This is a genomic window from Pseudomonas sp. BIGb0278, assembly GCF_024809895.1.
Lineage (GTDB): Bacteria > Pseudomonadota > Gammaproteobacteria > Pseudomonadales > Pseudomonadaceae > Aquipseudomonas > Aquipseudomonas shirazensis.
Genome location: NZ_JANUEL010000003.1, coordinates 347,277 through 362,362, shown reverse-complemented (window position 1 = coordinate 362,362; position 15,086 = coordinate 347,277). Strand labels below are relative to the sequence as shown.

The following is a 15,086-nucleotide window of genomic DNA, read 5'->3' as shown; positions in this document are numbered from 1 at the left end:
GTGTACAAGCTCGCCTTCTTCGTCCCGGCCAGCCATGTCGAAGTGGTCAAGGCCGCCGTGTTTGCCGCCGGTGGCGGCCGTATCGGTGGCTATGAGCACTGCGCCTGGCAGACCCTTGGCCAAGGCCAGTTCCGGCCGATGGCCGGCAGCCAGCCGTTTCTCGGGCAGGCTGGCGAGGTCGAGCAGGTCGAGGAGTGGAAGGTCGAGCTGGTGGTGGCCGACGAGCTGATTCAGCAGGTTGTCACTGCCTTGAAGCACAGCCACCCGTACGAAACGCCTGCTTATGAGGTTTGGCCGTTGGCTGACTTCTGAGCTGTTGTTGTCGCACCGTTACACGCGAAAAGCCCCGGCAGGCCACTGCCGGGGCTTTTCAATTTATAGTGACACGCTGCTGCACGTGCCTCAGTCGCCACTGCGCCTCGTGGGCAGCGAAGTGCAGGCCAACAGCCCGACTTCAAACAGGACCCACATCGGCACCGCCAGCATCGTCTGTGAGAACACATCCGGCGGCGTCAGGATCATCCCCACCACAAAGCAGCCGACGATCACGTAGGGCCGACTCTTGCGCAGCGTCGCCACATCGGTCAAACCGGCCCAGACCACGATGAAGGTCGCCACCGGGATCTCGAACGCCAGGCCAAACGCCAGGAACAGCGCCATGATGAAATCCAGATACAGGCTGATGTCGGTCATCATCGCCACGCCATCAGGCGTCACGCTGGCGAAAAAGCCGAACATCATCGGAAATACCAGAAAGAACGCGAAGGCCATGCCGCTGTAGAACAGGACGATGCTCGACAGCAGCAGTGGCAGGGCGATGCGCCGCTCGCGCTGGTACATGCCGGGCGCTATGAAGCCCCAGGCCTGATGCAGCAGCAACGGCATGGCCACGAACAACGCGCACATCGCGGTCAGCTTGAACGGCGTCAGAAACGGCGAGGTGACGCTGGTGGCAATCATGCTGGTGCCTTCCGGCAGGTACCGGCGCAGCGGCTCGGAAATCAGCGTGTACAGCGTCTGCGCAAACGGGAACAGCGCGGCGAACAGCAGGCCGATCATCAGCAGGGCGCGCAGCAGGCGTTTGCGCAGTTCGCGCAGATGCTCGGTGATCGGCATGCGAGGCTGCTCAGGCACAGCAATGCTCATGATGCATTCTCCTTGGCGATGACCGGCGCAGCGGCGTCATTGGCCGGCTGCGTGTCGAGGCGGATACCCTGGCGCAGGTCCTGTTCCAGGCGTTGCAGCGGCGCGCTGTCCAGTGCCGGCAGGTCGATCTCGCGTTCGACCTGGGTGCGCAGCGTGTGCATCGCGCGACGGGCCTGGCCCAGCACGCGGCCGACCGCGCGCGCCGCCACCGGCAGGCGCTCGGGGCCGAGCACCAGCAGGGCGACGATGCCGACCAGCATCAGCTCGGTGAAGCCGATCTCGAACATCAGGCCTGACGGTCCGTGTGCGCCTGCGGCACGCTCTGCCCGTTCAGCGTTGGCGCCTGCTCGGCCTGAACATTGGCAGCGTTGTTGGCATCGGTATCGCCGCCCATGGATTTGCGAAAGCCCTGGATCGCCTCGCCGACATCGCTGCCCAGGCCCTTGAGGCGCTTGGTGCCAAACAGCAGAAACACGATCAACAGCACGATCACCAGTTGCCAGATTCCAATACCACCCATGTCAGCGCACTCCTGTAAGGCCATGAAAAGAGAAGCAATCCTGCCTGTCCTAGATGACGCCTGGATGACGGTGGAACGGCTGCCATCTGCCTGCAACACGCACGGTGTTGACTGGCGGCTTTCGGTGATGAAAAGGCAGGCGGCAATGGGCGGTAAGCAACAGCAGGGCGCGGCACTGTTGATGGTCATGGTGGCGCTGGCGATGCTGGCTGCGGGCTTGACCTGGCTGGTCGAAGGTGGCCGTCGTCAGGTCGATGAAGTGCGCCTGCTGCAGCAGCGGGTGCAGGCGCGGGCGATGCAACAGGCCGGTCTGGCCTATGCCAAACAAGCCCTGCGCGATCCCGCTTGGCGGCTCAGCCCGCTGTTCTGGCAGGCCCTGCGCGGGCAGCCACTGAATTACGATTTTGCCGGCGGTACGGCGCAGTTGCGGGTACGCGATCAGCACACCTGCTTCAACGTCAATGCCCTGCTTGGCAACGACGCCGAGCGCGCCGAGCGCCAACTGCGCTACTTGCTGGGCGACAACATGGCGGCCGAACGGCTGGTGCACGGCCTGGCGGACTGGCTCGACAGTGACAGCGATGCCCGCCTGCAAGGCGCCGAAAGTGCCCAGTACCTGCGCCAGCAGCCACCGCGGCTGGCGGCCAATCAGCCGATGCTCGACAGCAGCGAGCTGAACCTGCTGCTGGAGCCGGACGCGACCCGCCAGCGCCGCTATCCGATGTTGTGTGCGATCGCGCAGACCAGTGGCTGGCGCTTGAACGCCAACGCCTTGGGCCTGGAACACCTGGAGCTGCTCGATGCGTTGTATGAAGGCAAGTATCCGCGTTCACTGCTCAGCCGCATTGTCAGTGGCCGGCCTGCGACCGGTTATGCCGATGCAGCGGATCTGCGCCAGGCGCTGGGTGCGGTCGATGATGAAACGTTCGAGCGCTTGAGTGAGGGCTTGCTGCTCAACAGCGGCCATTACCTGTTGCAGCTGTCGTTCGAGGAAGAGGGGCTGAGCTTGCGCAGTCAGTTGCAGGTCGAGGCTCTGGGTGTGGTGCAGTGGCATGCGCGGGTGCCGGCGCAGCAGGTGCGCGTCAGGGCGCGCGAACCGTTGTTGTGAGCCCACAATCGAGAACGCCCCGGTCGCAGTGCCAGGGCGGCGCTGCAACCGGGGCGTTGATCAGGTTTGATCAGGCAGTGCCGATCTCGCCGCCATCATTACGCTGAATGACTACCGTCGAAGCTCGCGGGCGCACCGTGGCACCTGCCGGAGTGGCGTCGGTAGCGACGTCGTTGTACGGCCAGTTGCCCGGATGCTGGATGTTGACGAACATCGACTTGTTGTCTGGGGCAAAGGCAATCCCGGTCACTTCACAGCCGTTCGGGCCGACGAAGAAACGGCGCAGGGCCGACTGGTTCTGCGCGTTCACCGGGACCTGCTTGCCGGCAGCATCGACCAGATCGGTCGGGATCACCGCCAGCAGCTGGTCGTTGGTGTAGTCGGTGAGGGTCGACTCGCCGTTGTCGGTTTCGATCCAGAGCACGCCGCGGCTGTCGAAGCTCATGCCATCGGGGCTGGCGAACTGGTTCAGTTCGGTCAAGCCGGAGCGGTTGATATCGGCAGTGCCGGCAGCGTTGGCGCCAAACACGAAGATGTCCCAGTTGAAGCTCAACTGGTCGTCGCTGTCGTGCCAGCGGATCACGTGGCCATGACGGTTCGGCCCGCGTGGGTTGGCAGCATCGACCTTGTCCGCAGTGCGCGCGCTGTTGTTGGTGAGGGTCAGGTAGACGTCACCGTTGACCGGGTGTACCGCGGTCCACTCGGGGCGGTCCATCGGCGTTGCACCAACGGCATCGGCGGCGCCGCGGGTATTGATGATGATCCCCGGCAGGTCACCGAACAGCGCGCCCAGGGTGCTGCCGCCGGTGGTGGCGGTGGCCACGTCGAGCAGCAGCCAGTTGCCGCTGCCGTCGGCATTGAAGCGAGCTACGTACAGCTTGCCTTGGTCCATGTACTTGGCACCGGTAGCCAGGCGGTCGGCCGGGGTGGCGTCCGCCGGGTCCCAGACCGCGTCGGAGACGAACTTGTACAGGTATTCGTTGTTGGAGTCGTCGCCGGTGTACCAGACCAACGGCTTGCCCGCGACCGGCAGGCCCGGGCAGCAGCCCTCGTGGCGGAAGCGGCCCAATGCGGTGCGCTTCACTGCCAGGGTGCTGGCGTTGTACGGGTCGATCTCGACGATGTAGCCGTAGGTGCTGGCTTCGTTGCGGTAGTCGTCAGTGGCGCTGGCGCCGCTTGGGGTGATGTTGAAACGGCCGAACTCATCGTCCACTTCGCTGGCATCACCGGCACAGGTTTCCCAGCGGTACTGGCCACGGGTGGCGCTGACGCCGATGCGCACTTGATCCGCCGGGCGGGTCGCAGTGTTGACGAAGATGCCTGGCCAGTTTTCTTCGCAGGTCAGGTAGGTGCCCCACGGCGTGTAGCCATTGCCGCAGTTGTTGTTGGTGCCGCGGCACTGGGTGCCGGCTGGGGAGAATTTGGTCTTGACATGGTCGCTGCCGCGCAGTGGTCCGGCGATATCCATCAGCGACACCGTGGTGAAGCGGCGGTTGAGCGGGTCGTTGTCGACCACCTGCCAGCGCCCGCTGACCTTGCTCAGGCGGACCACGCCGGCGCCGTGGGCGTTGATTTCCTTGCGTGCTTCTTCCACCGGGCGCTTGCCGCTGCCGTCGGTGGTGGGGCCGGCCGGGTGCAGTGCGGCGGCATCGATGTACTCGAAGTTGATCGCCAGCAGGCCGTCATCCGAGCTGCCGTTGATAGGGAAGAAGTGCATGCCGTCGTGGTGCATGCCCATCGCGTTGGCCTGGTCGGTGGAGGTGTTGCTGCCATCGGACTTCCACGGATTGGCGTTGCTGTTCAGCGGAGTGCCCCAGGGCGCCAGCACGTAGGCGCTGTAACCGGCAGCGACGACGCAGGCATCGGTGCGCGAGCCTGCGATGGAGTCGAAACCGAGCCTGAGCTTGACCGGCTCCGGGGTAGACGGCGAGTCGTTGTCGGAACCGCCACCACTGTCGAAACAGCCTGTCAGACCGGTGCCGGCGATCATTGCGATGGCTGCGCCAAGGCTGCCGCGCATCACGGTGCGACGGCTCAGGTAAGTGTCCATGACGCTGGCCATCGGCAGGTTGCCGCTTTGGTTGCGGTCCAGGTTGTCGCCGGTGTCTCGACTCATCAGGGTGTCCTTATAGTGGCTGAGTTGGAGGAAACCGCGACTGTAGTGCTCAAGTGTGATGATTCCTTGGCAGAAATATTAAGGTCTGCTTAAAACCAGCAGTTCTTACCAGTGCGTATTGACAGAACAGTCGGCGATTACTGTCGGATATCTGCCATGAAACTGTCATCTGAGCGCCGCAATATCCGAACCCCAACGTGAACTCGGAAAAGGATGCGGGCCTGATGGTTAGCAGTGTGGGCAGACGCGAGGTAATCAGCTGGATGGGTGTCGCGGCGTTGACGCCGTTGCTTGGCGCCTGCTCGGCGCTGCCCGGCCAGCGTGGCGGCGGTGCGCCGCTGGACCTGCTGTATCTCGCCGACACCCTGGATGCCCGCCAACCCGGCCAGGCGGTGGTGCCGGCGACGCGCCTGGGGCCGGTCAGCCACCTCGGCCGCGCGCCGTGGATGACCGGCGCCAGCGCCAGTGCCGCATCCCCGGAGCTTGCGCCTTTGCTGGATGCCAGCCAGAGCAGCCGCGCACAGCTGGGTGGGTACCCGGTGCTGGCCGCGTTGCTCGAGCAACTGCGCAACGAAGCCGGCGCAGACAACTGCCTGACCCTGGAGAACGGTCAGGGCTGGAATGGCAGCGGCCTGGCTTATCTGAGCCAGGGCGAAAGCGGCGTGCAGGGCAGCCAGCTACTGGGCAGCGATGTCCGCGTCAGCAGCGATGAACGTGTGCTCTGGCCACAGCGCTGTGCGGCGCTCTATCAGCAGTCTACCGCGGCGACACTGGGTGCAGGCCTGTCTGCCGAGCAGAGCAAGGCGCTCGGCATCGACAGCCTGCGGGTGTTCCAGCGCGCAGGTGTGCGGATTGCTGTGGTGGGGGTGACCGACCCTTATGCGCAGGATCAAAAAGCCTCTCTGAAGCAGTGGTATCAGTCACTGCAAGCGGTCTTTCAGCAGGCGCGACGCGAGGCTGATCTGGTCATTGCGCTGGCCGATGTCGGCACCGGCCCGGGCCTGTGGCTGGCCGAGCGCGTGGCTGAAATCGACGTGCTGCTATGCGCCCGTGGCCAGGACTTGTGGCCGGCGCCAGTGCTGGCCAGCCAGGCCAGCGGCCGGCAGGTGCCGGTGCTGTTCGCCGGTTGCCGTGGCAGCGGCGCGTTCCGTTTGCGTTGCCAGCAGGTGGCGGGTCAATGGCAGTTTCAGGCGCGTTTCTTTCCCGCCTTCGAGCAGCAGTTGACGCCCGCTGCCCAGGCGCGCGCCGCACAACTGCGCAGTGTGGTGCGGGCGCAGCGTGCCGGCCATGCCGCTTGGCTCGATCTACCGTTGGCGCGAGCGCCGCAAGCCCTGTGGCGGCGCGATACGCGCGGCGGCAGTTGGGATGCCTTGCTCCAGCAAGCGTTGTCTGACAGCAGCGCCATGCCGGTGTTGTTGCCGGGGCTGCGCTACGACTATCCGTTGGCAGGCGGTGAAATGATCACCCGCGAGCACCTGATAAGCCTTACCGGTGGCTACCCAGCGCCCGTGGTCGAGGCGCCGGCACGGCAGGTTGAACAGGTGCTGGAAAACGCCGCCGAGCAGTTGTTCGGCGACCCGCTGCTGCTCGACAACAGCCAGGATCTACCACGCTGGCAAGACCAGGCCTGGCGCGTCAGTTATAGCCCGCAAGGCAAGCGTATCGCTGACTTTGCGACCGTGCAGGGCCAGTGCCGCACCTTCGGCCTGCAGTTCGCCGCCGATGCCGGTGAGCCGCTGTGGCAAACCCTCGAAGCCTGGTTGCGTCGTCAGCCCAGCGACTGGCGCCTGGCACCGCTGCAGTTGCCTGAGGTGCGCTATGTACAGGGGCATCCCGGCTGGCACCCACGGCAGGCTAAGACGTGAGCTGGAGCAGTCGCCTCGGCGCCTTTTTGCTGTTGACCCTCGCCGGCTGGCTGGCGGCGCAATGTGTGCTGCAGCTTAGCCGTCAGCCGCAGCCGGCCACGACGGCGCAGCCTGAACACGCGGCCATTCCAGGGCTGATGGCGGGGCACTGGCAAGCCCCGCTCGACACCGGCGAGATCCCTCTGACCCGGCTGCCCTTGCAGTACCTCGGCGGGCTGCGTGCCCAGCCGCTGTCGGCGACGGTGGTGGTGCTGCGTTTCGGCGAGCAGATTCGCACCTTGGGCCGCGGCCAGCGGCTGGCGCCGGGGATCGTGCTGCAGGACATCGATGGCGCAGGCCTGATTATCGACAACCAGGGGCGGCGCGAACGCCTGCCCTGGCCGCCACGGCCCGCCGTGACCGGCTTCAAGCGGCAAGGATGAGTTGATGTTTGCTAGATACTGCGCAGCGGCTGCATTGAGCCTGAGCTTGTCATTGGCCTGGGCTGAAGAGCCCGAAGTGCTCGACGAAGGCGGCACGCCGATGTACGAAGTGAATTTCGTCGACACTGACCTGGTCGAGTTCATCGACAGCGTGTCGCGGATCACCGGCACTACGTTCATCGTCGACCCGCGGGTCAAAGGCAAGGTCACCGTGCGCACCGTCGACCGGCATGACGCTGACGCCATCTACGATATCTTCCTCGCCCAGCTGCGTGCGCAGGGTTACGCCGCCGTCGACCTGCCCAATGGCAGCGTCAAGATCGTCCCCGATCAAGCCGCGCGGCTCGAGCCGGTGCCGGTCGAGAACGCCGCCAGCAAGAATACCGGCAGCGATGGTGTCGCCACCCGCGTGTTCAATGTGCGCAATGCGGGCAGCGAGCAGATACTTGGCATCATCAAGCCGCTGATCGATCCCCGGGTGGGCGTGATCACGCCGTACCCTGCGGCCAATCTGCTGGTGGTAACCGACTGGCGCAGCAACCTCGAACGCATCGACAGCCTGCTGCGCGAGCTCGACCAGGTCAGCGAGGAGCCACTGCAGGTGATGAAACTGCAGCACGCCAGCGCTGCCGATACCGCCCAGTTGGTCACGCGGCTGCTGGCCAGTGAACAGGCCGCCGACCGTGCCCAGGTGGTGGCCGACCCGCGCAGCAATGCCTTGCTGGTGCGCGGCAGCGCCGACAGCCGTGAGCGCGTGCGCGCCTTGTTGGCGCAGCTGGATCGGCCCGGCGACAACCTGCACAGCAGCAATACCCAGGTGATCTACCTGCGCCACGCCAATGCCAGCGAAGTGGTCAAGGTCTTGCGCGGCCTGAGCCAGACCGGCGCGGTGCCGGCCGAAGGGCAGGGCGAGGGCAAGGATCAGCCGGTGGCGATGGCCAGTGACTCCGGTATTCGCCTGGAATACGAGGAGGGCACCAACGCTGTGGTGATGGTCGGCCCGGACAGCGAGCTGGCGGCCTATCGCAACATTGTCGAGCAGCTGGACATCCGTCGTGCGCAGGTGGTGGTCGAGGCGATCATTGCCGAGGTCTCGGACATTCAAGCCCAGGAGTTGGGTGTGCAGTGGCTGTTTGCTGACGAGAAGTTTGGCGCTGGCGTGGTCAACTTCGGCAGCAACGGAGTGAACATCGCTGGTATTGCCGGCGCGGCCGCCGAGGGCGATACCAGTGCGCTGGGCAAGCTGCTGTCGGCCACCACTGGGGTGACTGCCGGCATCGGCAACTTCGGCGGCGGCTTCAACTTCGCCATGTTGGTCAATGCACTCAAGGGCAAGAGCGGCTTCAATCTGCTGTCGACGCCAACCCTGCTGACTCTGGACAACGCCGAGGCGTCGATCCTGGTCGGTCAGGAGGTGCCATTCGTGACCGGCTCGGTAACCCAGAACAACGCCAACCCGTACCAGACCATCGAGCGCAAGGAGGTCGGGGTCAAGCTGCGGATCAAACCGCAGGTCAACGTCGACAACAGTGTGCGCCTGGATATCGTCCAGGAAGTTTCGTCGATTGCCGACAGCAGCAGCGCCAGTGACGTCATTACCAACAAGCGCGAGATCAAGACCAAGGTCATGGTCGAGGACAACGGCCTGGTGATTCTCGGTGGCCTGATCAGCGATGAATTGAGCACCAGCAACCAGCGTGTGCCGCTGCTTGGTGATGTCCCGGTGCTGGGCCGCTTGTTCCGCTCCGATGCCAGCCGCAATACCAAGCAGAACCTGATGGTGTTCATCCGCCCGCGCATCCTGCGTGACGGGCCAAGCCTCGCCGGTCTGAGCCAGGACAAGTACCGCAGCCTGCAGCAGAGCACGCCGCTGCAATTGCCAACGTTGGCCGAAGGCTCGCAGTTGTTGCAGGTGTTTCCGGCCAGCCGCGCGCGGCTCGAAGGCGGTAACTGGTGATGCTGCCCTATCGCCTGGCGCGCCAGTCCGGCCTGGCCCTGGCGCCACTCGCCGAAGGTTGGCAGCTGTGGCTGCGGGCCGACGCCGACAGCGCGCAGTTGCAGGAACTGCTGCGCGTGCACGGCCAGCCGGCAGCGGTCGAGTACCTGCCGGCGGCGGACTTCGATCAACGCCTCGGCCAGCTTTATCAAGCCGGCAGCGCGGCCAACCAGGCGTTGATCGAAGGCATCGGCGAGCAGGTCGATCTCGACAGCCTGATGAGCGAAATGCCACGCATCGAAGACCTGCTCGAAAGCGATGACGAAGCGCCGGTGATCCGCCTGATCAACGGCCTGTTCGGCCAGGCCATGCGCCTGCGTGCATCGGACATCCACATCGAAACCTTCGAGCAAAGCCTGGTGGTGCGCCTGCGCGTCGACGGCCACCTGCGCGAAGTGCTGCGCCCACCGCGGGCACTGTCGGCGATGCTGGTGTCGCGGATCAAGGTCATGGCCCGCCTCGATATCGCCGAAAAACGCCAGCCACAGGACGGCCGGATCACCCTGCGCGCAGCTGGTCGCGAGATCGATGTGCGGGTCTCGACCTTGCCTGGCATCCACGGTGAGCGGGTGGTGATGCGCGTGCTCGACAAGCAGGCCAGTCTGCTGGCGCTGGACAACCTGGGCATGCCCACCGCCGTGTTGCAGGGCTTGCGCAATTGCCTGGCGCGGCCCAATGGCATTGTCCTCAGTACCGGCCCGACCGGCTCGGGCAAGACCACCACCCTGTACGCCAGCCTCAACAGCCTCAACGACGGCAGCCGCAACATCCTCACCGTGGAAGACCCGGTCGAATATGCCATCGCCGGCATTGGCCAGACCGCGATCAACCCACGCGCCGGGCTGACCTTTGCCGCCGGCCTGCGGGCGATTCTGCGTCAGGACCCGGACGTGATCATGCTCGGCGAAATCCGCGACCAGGAGACTGCACAGATTGCCGTGCAGGCCAGCCTCACCGGCCACCTGGTGCTGTCGACCCTGCATACCAACAGCGCCGTGGGCGCCGTTACCCGTCTGCGCGACATGGGCATCGAGCCGTTTCTGATTGCCTCGTGCCTGCGTGGCGTATTGGCCCAGCGGCTGGTCCGGCAACTGTGCAGCTGTGCTGTCGCGCAGCCGCTGCAGGCCGCAGAAAAACAACTGTTCCCCGACCTGGGTGCGTTGCGCGAGACCTTTCACGCAGTCGGCTGCGAAGCCTGCCAGGGCAGCGGCTATGCCGGGCGGATGGGCCTGTACGAATTCGTTGAACTGGATGCCGGGCTGATTGCCTTGCTGTACGAGGGCGCCAGCGAAGTGGCCATGCACGCCTACCTGAGCGACCGTCGGCGCAGCCTGGTGAGCATGGCCAGTGACTGCCTGCAGCGCGGCCAGACCAGCCTTGCCGAAGTGTTGCGCGTGGTCCAGGGCTAACCTATGCCGACCTATCGCTACCAGGCCGTCGACCTTGCCGGCAAACGCCACGCCGCCACTTTGCAGGCCGACAGCGAGCGCCATGCACGGCAGTTGTTGCGCGAGCAGGGGTTGTTCGCCAAAGACCTCAAACGCCACGACAACGCGACCGGTCGCTCCCGTCACCAGCGCCTCAGCCGGGTGCAGCTGTGCGAGCTGACCCGCCAACTGGCAACCCTGACTGGCGCCGGTATCCCTCTGGTCGATGCCCTCGCCACACTGGAGCGGCAGTTGCGCCAGCCGGCGCTGCAAGCGGTATTGGTCGGTGTGCGCGGGGCGTTGGCCGAGGGCCTTGGGCTGGCCCGGAGTTTGGCAAGGCAGGGCGCGCCGTTCACTGGTCTCTACTGCGCGCTGGTCGAAGCCGGTGAGCGTTCCGGGCGGCTGGCGCAGGTGCTGACGCGGCTGGCAGATCACCTCGAACAGGTCCAGCGCCAGCAACACAAGGCGCGTACGGCGTTGATCTATCCGGCGGTGCTGATGGGTGTATCGCTGGCCGTAGTGGTCGGCCTGATGACCTTCGTGGTGCCCAAACTCACCGAACAATTTGCCCATTCCGGACAGAGCCTGCCGCTGGTGACCTCGATCCTCATCGGCCTCAGCCAAGGCCTGGTCAGCGCCGGGCCCTGGCTGTTGGCGGCGGTCCTGCTATTCAGCGTGATCAGCCGCTGGCTGCTGCGCAAAGCGCACTGGTGCCTGCGCCGGGATCAATGGCTGCTGCGCCTGCCGCGTGTCGGCGGCCTGCTGCAAGTGCTGGAAAGCGCGCGCCTGGCGCGCAGCCTGGCGATTCTCAGCAGCAGTGGCGTGGCCCTGCTCGAAGCGCTGCAGGTGGCCACCGAAACGGTTGGCAACCGGCGCATTCGCCAAGCCATGGAACAGGTCCGCCAGCAGGTCGAGGGCGGCACCAGCCTGCACCGGGCACTGGACGCCAGCCAACAGTTTCCGCCACTGCTGGTGAACATGGTCGGCAGCGGTGAGGCCAGCGGCACCCTGGCCGACATGCTCGAGCGCGTGGCCGACGACCAGGAGCGTGGCTTTGCCCGTCAGGTCGATACCGCGATGGCGCTGTTTGAACCTTTGATGATTCTGGTGATGGGCGGCGTGGTGCTGTTCATCGTACTGGCGGTCTTGCTGCCGATCATGCAACTCAACCAGGGCCTGCAACTGTGACAAGGAGAACCGGCAATGCAGCATCGACGTAAGCGCCAACAAGGCTTCACCCTGATGGAAATCATGGTGGTGATTTTCATCATCGGCCTGCTCATTGCCGTGGTCGCACCGAGCGTGCTGGGCAATCAGGACAAGGCCATGCGCCAGAAGGTCATGGCCGACCTGGCAACGCTCGAGCAGGCGCTGGACATGTATCGGCTCGACAACCTGCGCTTTCCCAGCAACGAGCAGGGCTTGGCGGCGCTGGTTACAAAACCGGTCGCCGAACCTGTCCCGCGGGCCTGGCGCAGCGACGGTTATATCCGCCGCTTGCCAGAAGACCCTTGGGGCACTCCGTACCAGTACCGCATGCCCGGCGAGCATGGTCGGGTCGACGTGTATTCGCTGGGTGCCGATGGCGTAGCGGGCGGCGAAGACCTGGATGCCGACCTGGGCAACTGGGCGCTGTGACCGATGCTCGCTCAGCGTGGCTTCAGCCTGATCGAACTGCTCGTGGTGCTGGCGATTGCCGGCTTGATGAGCGGCCTCAGTGTGGCCTGGCTCGACAGTGGCAACAGCAACGTCAGCCAGACGCTCGAGCGGCTGGCTGCACAGACCCGCGAGCAAGCTGCGCTGGCGCGCCATGCCGGGCAATTGCGCGGGCTGCGTTGGAACGGCCGGCAGCCGGAGTTTGTCCGCCGCGAGGGCGACGCCTGGGTGGTCGAACCGGTGCGCCTCGGCCAGTGGCCAAAGATGCTGCGCCCGGACTGGTCCGCCAGTGCTACGCCGCAATTGCTGTTCACTCCCGAGGGCTGGGCACAGCCCGGCACGCTGCTGTGGCGCTGGCCGCAAGGCAGCCAGCGCTGGCAGTGGGGGCGCGACGGTCGCTTGCTGACCCAGGCCGCGCCATGAAGTCGCGCCAGGTGGGCTTCACCTTGCTTGAGGTCGTGGTGGCGCTGGCCATCGCCTCGGTGCTGGCGGTGATCGCCAGTCAGGTCCTGCGCCAGCGCCTGGCGGTGCAGGAGACCGTCCAGCAGCATCGCCTCGGGCTGCTCTGCGCGCGTGAACTGCAGGCGCGCTTTGTCGTCGAGCAGTACTGGCCTGCGGCCAATCAGGGCAGCGGAGAATTGCAGCAGGGCGGGCAGACTTGCCATTGGCAACTGCAATTGCGCAGCACCGGTGTGCGTGACCTGCGCCGTGGCGAGCTGCAGTTGTTCGCAGACCGCGAGCAGCGCCTGCCGCTGGGTTTGTACAGCGTGTTTCTGGAGCGGCCATGAAGCGTCGCCAGGCAGGCTTGACCCTGATCGAGCTGATGGTCGCACTGGCCCTGACCGCCGTGCTCGGGATCATGCTCGCCGCGCTGGTCAACGGCTGGCTCAAAGTTCGCGAACGTCTCGACAGCACTAGCAACGAACGCGGTGTGCTGGAGTTTTGCCTGGCCCTGGAGCGGCGTTTCGACAGCCCGGTGCTGCGCCGGCTCTATGAGCAGCGCTTGCCCTTGGCCGTGCGCTGGCTCGATTGGCAACCGCAGGCGCAGCAGTTGCTCTGGGTGGCTGCCGCCGCCTGGCCACAGGCCGAGGGCGGCTCGCGGCTGCAACGTCAGCGCCTGCGCTTCGATCCGCGCGAGCAGCAGTTGCTGTTGGAAAGCTCGGCAGACCTGTATGCCGTCGGCATGCCGCATTGGGTCGTGCGCGAGCGGTTGCAGCGGGTCAGCAGTTGGAGCGTTGTCTATTACCAGGGCGGCCGCTGGCTGGCCTGGCCTTCCGATCAACCGGCACACCCCGGCGCCGGTGTACGGCTGCAACTGCAGCGTGATGGAGCACCTTATGTCTGCACGTTCGTCCTGCCCTGGGGGCTTTCATGAAGCGTGAATGGCGGTGGCGCTCGCCAGCGCGGCCTTGGTTGTTGGTGCGGCCTGTGGCTGATGGGCATTGGCACTGGTGCCTGCTGGACAACGGCGTGCTCCGTGACGAAGGGCAGGGGCCCCCGCCGCAGGGCCTCAACGCTCGGGTTGGCGTGGTGATACCGGGGGACGCATGCAGCCATTTTCAGGTGCCGGCGCCGCCCGGGCTCAAGCGTGAGGAATGGCCGCTGCTGTTGGAGGATCGCCTGCTGCAAGGAAGCGATGAGGTTGACTGTGCTTGCATCGGTCGCGCGACAGGGCAATTACGGCTGGTGGTGGTGGCACGTGATCGGCTCGATGACTGGTTGGCTCAGTGCGTGGAGTGGGGCCTGGAGGTGGAACGTTGCTGGTCGCAGTTTCAGCTCTTGCCGGCGCTCGAGCGGGGCTGTGGATGGCAATGGCGACAGGAGCAAGCGACCTTGTATGCGCGGGTCGATGAGGAGGGCTGCGAACACTGGCTGGCCTGGCCACAGGGGATGGGTGGTGCGCCTGCGCCATGGGGTACACAGCTATTTGCGCAGGTCGATGGACCCTGGCCGAAGCGGGTTGCGGATCTCGATGCAGCACCGGGGCTGCGGGAAATGCGCCGCCCGCGCAAATCGTTGAATGTCACGGCTCAGCACAAAGGCTTGATCGCTGCCTGCCTGGTGCTCGCCGCTGTCTGGGGCGCCCTGTGGTTAAGCCAGCAATGGCGTCAGGCCCAGCTCTATCGTGAGCAGGTACTGACGGTCACTGGCCCACAGGCCTCACCGCGTGAAGCGGCGCAGGAGCTCAAGCAGCTGCGTGCTGCCGACGGCGAGCGAGCCTTGCGCCTGCGCCGGCTCGATGGCTTGCAGGAGCAGTTGCAGGACTGGTTGCACGCGCATCCGCAGTGGCGTCTGCGCGCGGTGCGCTTCGATGGGCAGCGCTGGCATCTGCTCCTGGATGGCGAGGGCGCGCTGCCGCCGTGGGAGGAACTGGCCGCTGCGGTCGGCGCGACGGTACAGGTGCAGGCAGCGGGCGTGGTGTTCGATCTGGGGAGCAGTTCATGATCCGCGTACTTTCGCCCCGCCTGCGTATGCGCCTGGCCTTGGGGCTGATCGCGTTGTTGCTGGTCGTCATTCTGGTACGGGAGGTGAACGCACGCTGGGCCCAGATGAGCCAGTGGCGGGGGCTTGCCGAGGCGGCGGCCAGCCTTGAGCGCGGCCCTGGATTGAGCCTGGAGCGTTTGCGCCAATCCGCCCAGGCCCGGCATATCGAGCTGACCGAGGTCGAGTTGCAGGACGATGATTGGCACGTGCGCGGAGCGGTCGCCGACGAGCAGGCGCTGCTGGCGTGGTTGCAAGCGTTGCAGGCCGAGGGCGTGCAGCCGCTGCAATGGGGCATGGAGCAGGCTGGCAAGCAGTTGCGCTTCGACTTGCAGTTTCGGCCATGAGG

17 protein-coding genes are annotated in these 15,086 nt (G+C 65.6%); 13 read left to right on the top strand and 4 right to left on the bottom strand.

The annotated features are described in order from the left end of the window. Positions 1 to 312, top strand: coding sequence for a YqfO family protein (cutA, locus tag M2396_RS14440; RefSeq protein ID WP_103436248.1), 312 nt, complete (start codon positions 1 to 3; stop codon positions 310 to 312). A gap of 90 nt (positions 313 to 402) precedes the next feature. Here the strand turns inward: cutA and tatC are convergent, their stop codons facing one another. Genes tatC through tatA form a run of 3 tightly spaced genes read right to left on the bottom strand, consistent with a single transcriptional unit; the run spans position 403 to position 1,666 of the window. After that, entirely contained in the window at positions 403 to 1,146 is a 744-nt protein-coding gene (gene tatC / locus M2396_RS14435; RefSeq protein WP_150571047.1) for a twin-arginine translocase subunit TatC, read from the bottom strand. Continuing rightward, positions 1,143 to 1,433 (bottom strand): Sec-independent protein translocase protein TatB, encoded by a 291-nt coding sequence (gene tatB, locus M2396_RS14430; protein WP_101317037.1) that lies wholly within the window; start codon positions 1,431 to 1,433, stop codon positions 1,143 to 1,145. The genes tatC and tatB overlap by 4 nt, the downstream gene beginning before the upstream one ends. Then, on the bottom strand, positions 1,433 to 1,666 hold the full coding sequence (gene tatA, locus M2396_RS24190; RefSeq protein WP_101317039.1) for a twin-arginine translocase TatA/TatE family subunit: 234 nt from the start codon (positions 1,664 to 1,666) through the stop codon (positions 1,433 to 1,435). Before tatA ends, tatB begins: the two co-directional genes overlap by 1 nt. A gap of 145 nt (positions 1,667 to 1,811) precedes the next feature. On the opposite strand from tatA, the gene gspK reads away from it, so the two are divergent. Continuing rightward, a complete protein-coding gene (gene gspK / locus M2396_RS14420; RefSeq protein ID WP_101317041.1) occupies positions 1,812 to 2,774 on the top strand; it encodes a type II secretion system minor pseudopilin GspK in 963 nt (320 codons plus the stop codon). Between the two features lie 70 nt (positions 2,775 to 2,844). Here the strand turns inward: gspK and M2396_RS14415 are convergent, their stop codons facing one another. Then, positions 2,845 to 4,890, bottom strand: coding sequence for a PhoX family phosphatase (locus tag M2396_RS14415; protein WP_259075651.1), 2,046 nt, complete (start codon positions 4,888 to 4,890; stop codon positions 2,845 to 2,847). Between the two features lie 224 nt (positions 4,891 to 5,114). Here M2396_RS14415 and M2396_RS14410 point away from each other — a divergent pair, with 224 nt between their 5' ends. The 11 genes from M2396_RS14410 to gspM are packed head-to-tail and all read left to right on the top strand — an operon-like array spanning position 5,115 to position 15,084. Beyond that, positions 5,115 to 6,755, top strand: coding sequence for a lipoprotein UxpA (locus tag M2396_RS14410; RefSeq protein ID WP_259075649.1), 1,641 nt, complete (start codon positions 5,115 to 5,117; stop codon positions 6,753 to 6,755). Continuing rightward, positions 6,752 to 7,177, top strand: a complete 426-nt coding sequence (locus M2396_RS14405; RefSeq protein WP_259075647.1) for a pilus assembly protein PilZ — start codon at positions 6,752 to 6,754, stop codon at positions 7,175 to 7,177. Before M2396_RS14410 ends, M2396_RS14405 begins: the two co-directional genes overlap by 4 nt. A 4-nt stretch (positions 7,178 to 7,181) precedes the next feature. Continuing rightward, positions 7,182 to 9,134 (top strand): type II secretion system secretin GspD, encoded by a 1,953-nt coding sequence (gene gspD / locus M2396_RS14400; RefSeq protein ID WP_259075645.1) that lies wholly within the window; start codon positions 7,182 to 7,184, stop codon positions 9,132 to 9,134. Continuing rightward, on the top strand, positions 9,134 to 10,582 hold the full coding sequence (locus M2396_RS14395) for a GspE/PulE family protein (RefSeq protein WP_259075840.1): 1,449 nt from the start codon (positions 9,134 to 9,136) through the stop codon (positions 10,580 to 10,582). The genes gspD and M2396_RS14395 overlap by 1 nt, the downstream gene beginning before the upstream one ends. A gap of 3 nt (positions 10,583 to 10,585) precedes the next feature. Then, the gene (gene gspF, locus M2396_RS14390; protein ID WP_259075643.1) at positions 10,586 to 11,788 is read left to right on the top strand and encodes a type II secretion system inner membrane protein GspF; all 1,203 of its coding nucleotides are present in this window, start codon (positions 10,586 to 10,588) and stop codon (positions 11,786 to 11,788) included. A 15-nt stretch (positions 11,789 to 11,803) separates the two neighbouring features. Beyond that, positions 11,804 to 12,238, top strand: a complete 435-nt coding sequence (gspG, locus tag M2396_RS14385) for a type II secretion system major pseudopilin GspG (RefSeq protein WP_259075641.1) — start codon at positions 11,804 to 11,806, stop codon at positions 12,236 to 12,238. Positions 12,239 to 12,241: 3 nt separating this feature from the next. Next, positions 12,242 to 12,679: a type II secretion system minor pseudopilin GspH gene (gene gspH, locus M2396_RS14380; RefSeq protein ID WP_259075639.1), complete on the top strand. Its 438-nt coding sequence runs from the start codon at positions 12,242 to 12,244 to the stop codon at positions 12,677 to 12,679. Further along, entirely contained in the window at positions 12,676 to 13,044 is a 369-nt protein-coding gene (locus tag M2396_RS14375) for a type II secretion system protein (protein ID WP_101317060.1), read from the top strand. The genes gspH and M2396_RS14375 overlap by 4 nt, the downstream gene beginning before the upstream one ends. Then, on the top strand, positions 13,041 to 13,631 hold the full coding sequence (locus M2396_RS14370; RefSeq protein ID WP_150573298.1) for a type II secretion system protein: 591 nt from the start codon (positions 13,041 to 13,043) through the stop codon (positions 13,629 to 13,631). Before M2396_RS14375 ends, M2396_RS14370 begins: the two co-directional genes overlap by 4 nt. Next, complete coding sequence (locus tag M2396_RS14365; RefSeq protein WP_259075637.1) at positions 13,628 to 14,701, top strand: GspL/Epsl periplasmic domain-containing protein; 1,074 nt, start codon at positions 13,628 to 13,630, stop codon at positions 14,699 to 14,701. Before M2396_RS14370 ends, M2396_RS14365 begins: the two co-directional genes overlap by 4 nt. Further along, positions 14,698 to 15,084, top strand: a complete 387-nt coding sequence (gene gspM, locus M2396_RS14360) for a type II secretion system protein GspM (protein ID WP_259075635.1) — start codon at positions 14,698 to 14,700, stop codon at positions 15,082 to 15,084. The genes M2396_RS14365 and gspM overlap by 4 nt, the downstream gene beginning before the upstream one ends. The last annotated feature ends 2 nt before the right edge of the window (positions 15,085 to 15,086 follow it).

Excerpts from the sequence above, each read along its gene's own strand:
- tatC (WP_150571047.1), bottom strand. The coding sequence starts at position 1,146 with ATGAGCATTGCTGTGCCTGAGCAGCCTCGCATGCCGATCACCGAGCAT.
- tatB (WP_101317037.1), bottom strand. The coding sequence starts at position 1,433 with ATGTTCGAGATCGGCTTCACCGAGCTGATGCTGGTCGGCATCGTCGCC.
- tatA (WP_101317039.1), bottom strand. The coding sequence starts at position 1,666 with ATGGGTGGTATTGGAATCTGGCAACTGGTGATCGTGCTGTTGATCGTG.
- gspK (WP_101317041.1), top strand. The coding sequence starts at position 1,812 with ATGGGCGGTAAGCAACAGCAGGGCGCGGCACTGTTGATGGTCATGGTG.
- M2396_RS14415 (WP_259075651.1), bottom strand. The coding sequence starts at position 4,890 with ATGAGTCGAGACACCGGCGACAACCTGGACCGCAACCAAAGCGGCAAC.
- M2396_RS14410 (WP_259075649.1), top strand. The coding sequence starts at position 5,115 with ATGGTTAGCAGTGTGGGCAGACGCGAGGTAATCAGCTGGATGGGTGTC.
- gspD (WP_259075645.1), top strand. The coding sequence starts at position 7,182 with ATGTTTGCTAGATACTGCGCAGCGGCTGCATTGAGCCTGAGCTTGTCA.
- M2396_RS14395 (WP_259075840.1), top strand. The coding sequence starts at position 9,134 with ATGCTGCCCTATCGCCTGGCGCGCCAGTCCGGCCTGGCCCTGGCGCCA.
- gspF (WP_259075643.1), top strand. The coding sequence starts at position 10,586 with ATGCCGACCTATCGCTACCAGGCCGTCGACCTTGCCGGCAAACGCCAC.
- gspG (WP_259075641.1), top strand. The coding sequence starts at position 11,804 with ATGCAGCATCGACGTAAGCGCCAACAAGGCTTCACCCTGATGGAAATC.
- gspH (WP_259075639.1), top strand. The coding sequence starts at position 12,242 with ATGCTCGCTCAGCGTGGCTTCAGCCTGATCGAACTGCTCGTGGTGCTG.
- M2396_RS14375 (WP_101317060.1), top strand. The coding sequence starts at position 12,676 with ATGAAGTCGCGCCAGGTGGGCTTCACCTTGCTTGAGGTCGTGGTGGCG.
- M2396_RS14370 (WP_150573298.1), top strand. The coding sequence starts at position 13,041 with ATGAAGCGTCGCCAGGCAGGCTTGACCCTGATCGAGCTGATGGTCGCA.
- M2396_RS14365 (WP_259075637.1), top strand. The coding sequence starts at position 13,628 with ATGAAGCGTGAATGGCGGTGGCGCTCGCCAGCGCGGCCTTGGTTGTTG.
- gspM (WP_259075635.1), top strand. The coding sequence starts at position 14,698 with ATGATCCGCGTACTTTCGCCCCGCCTGCGTATGCGCCTGGCCTTGGGG.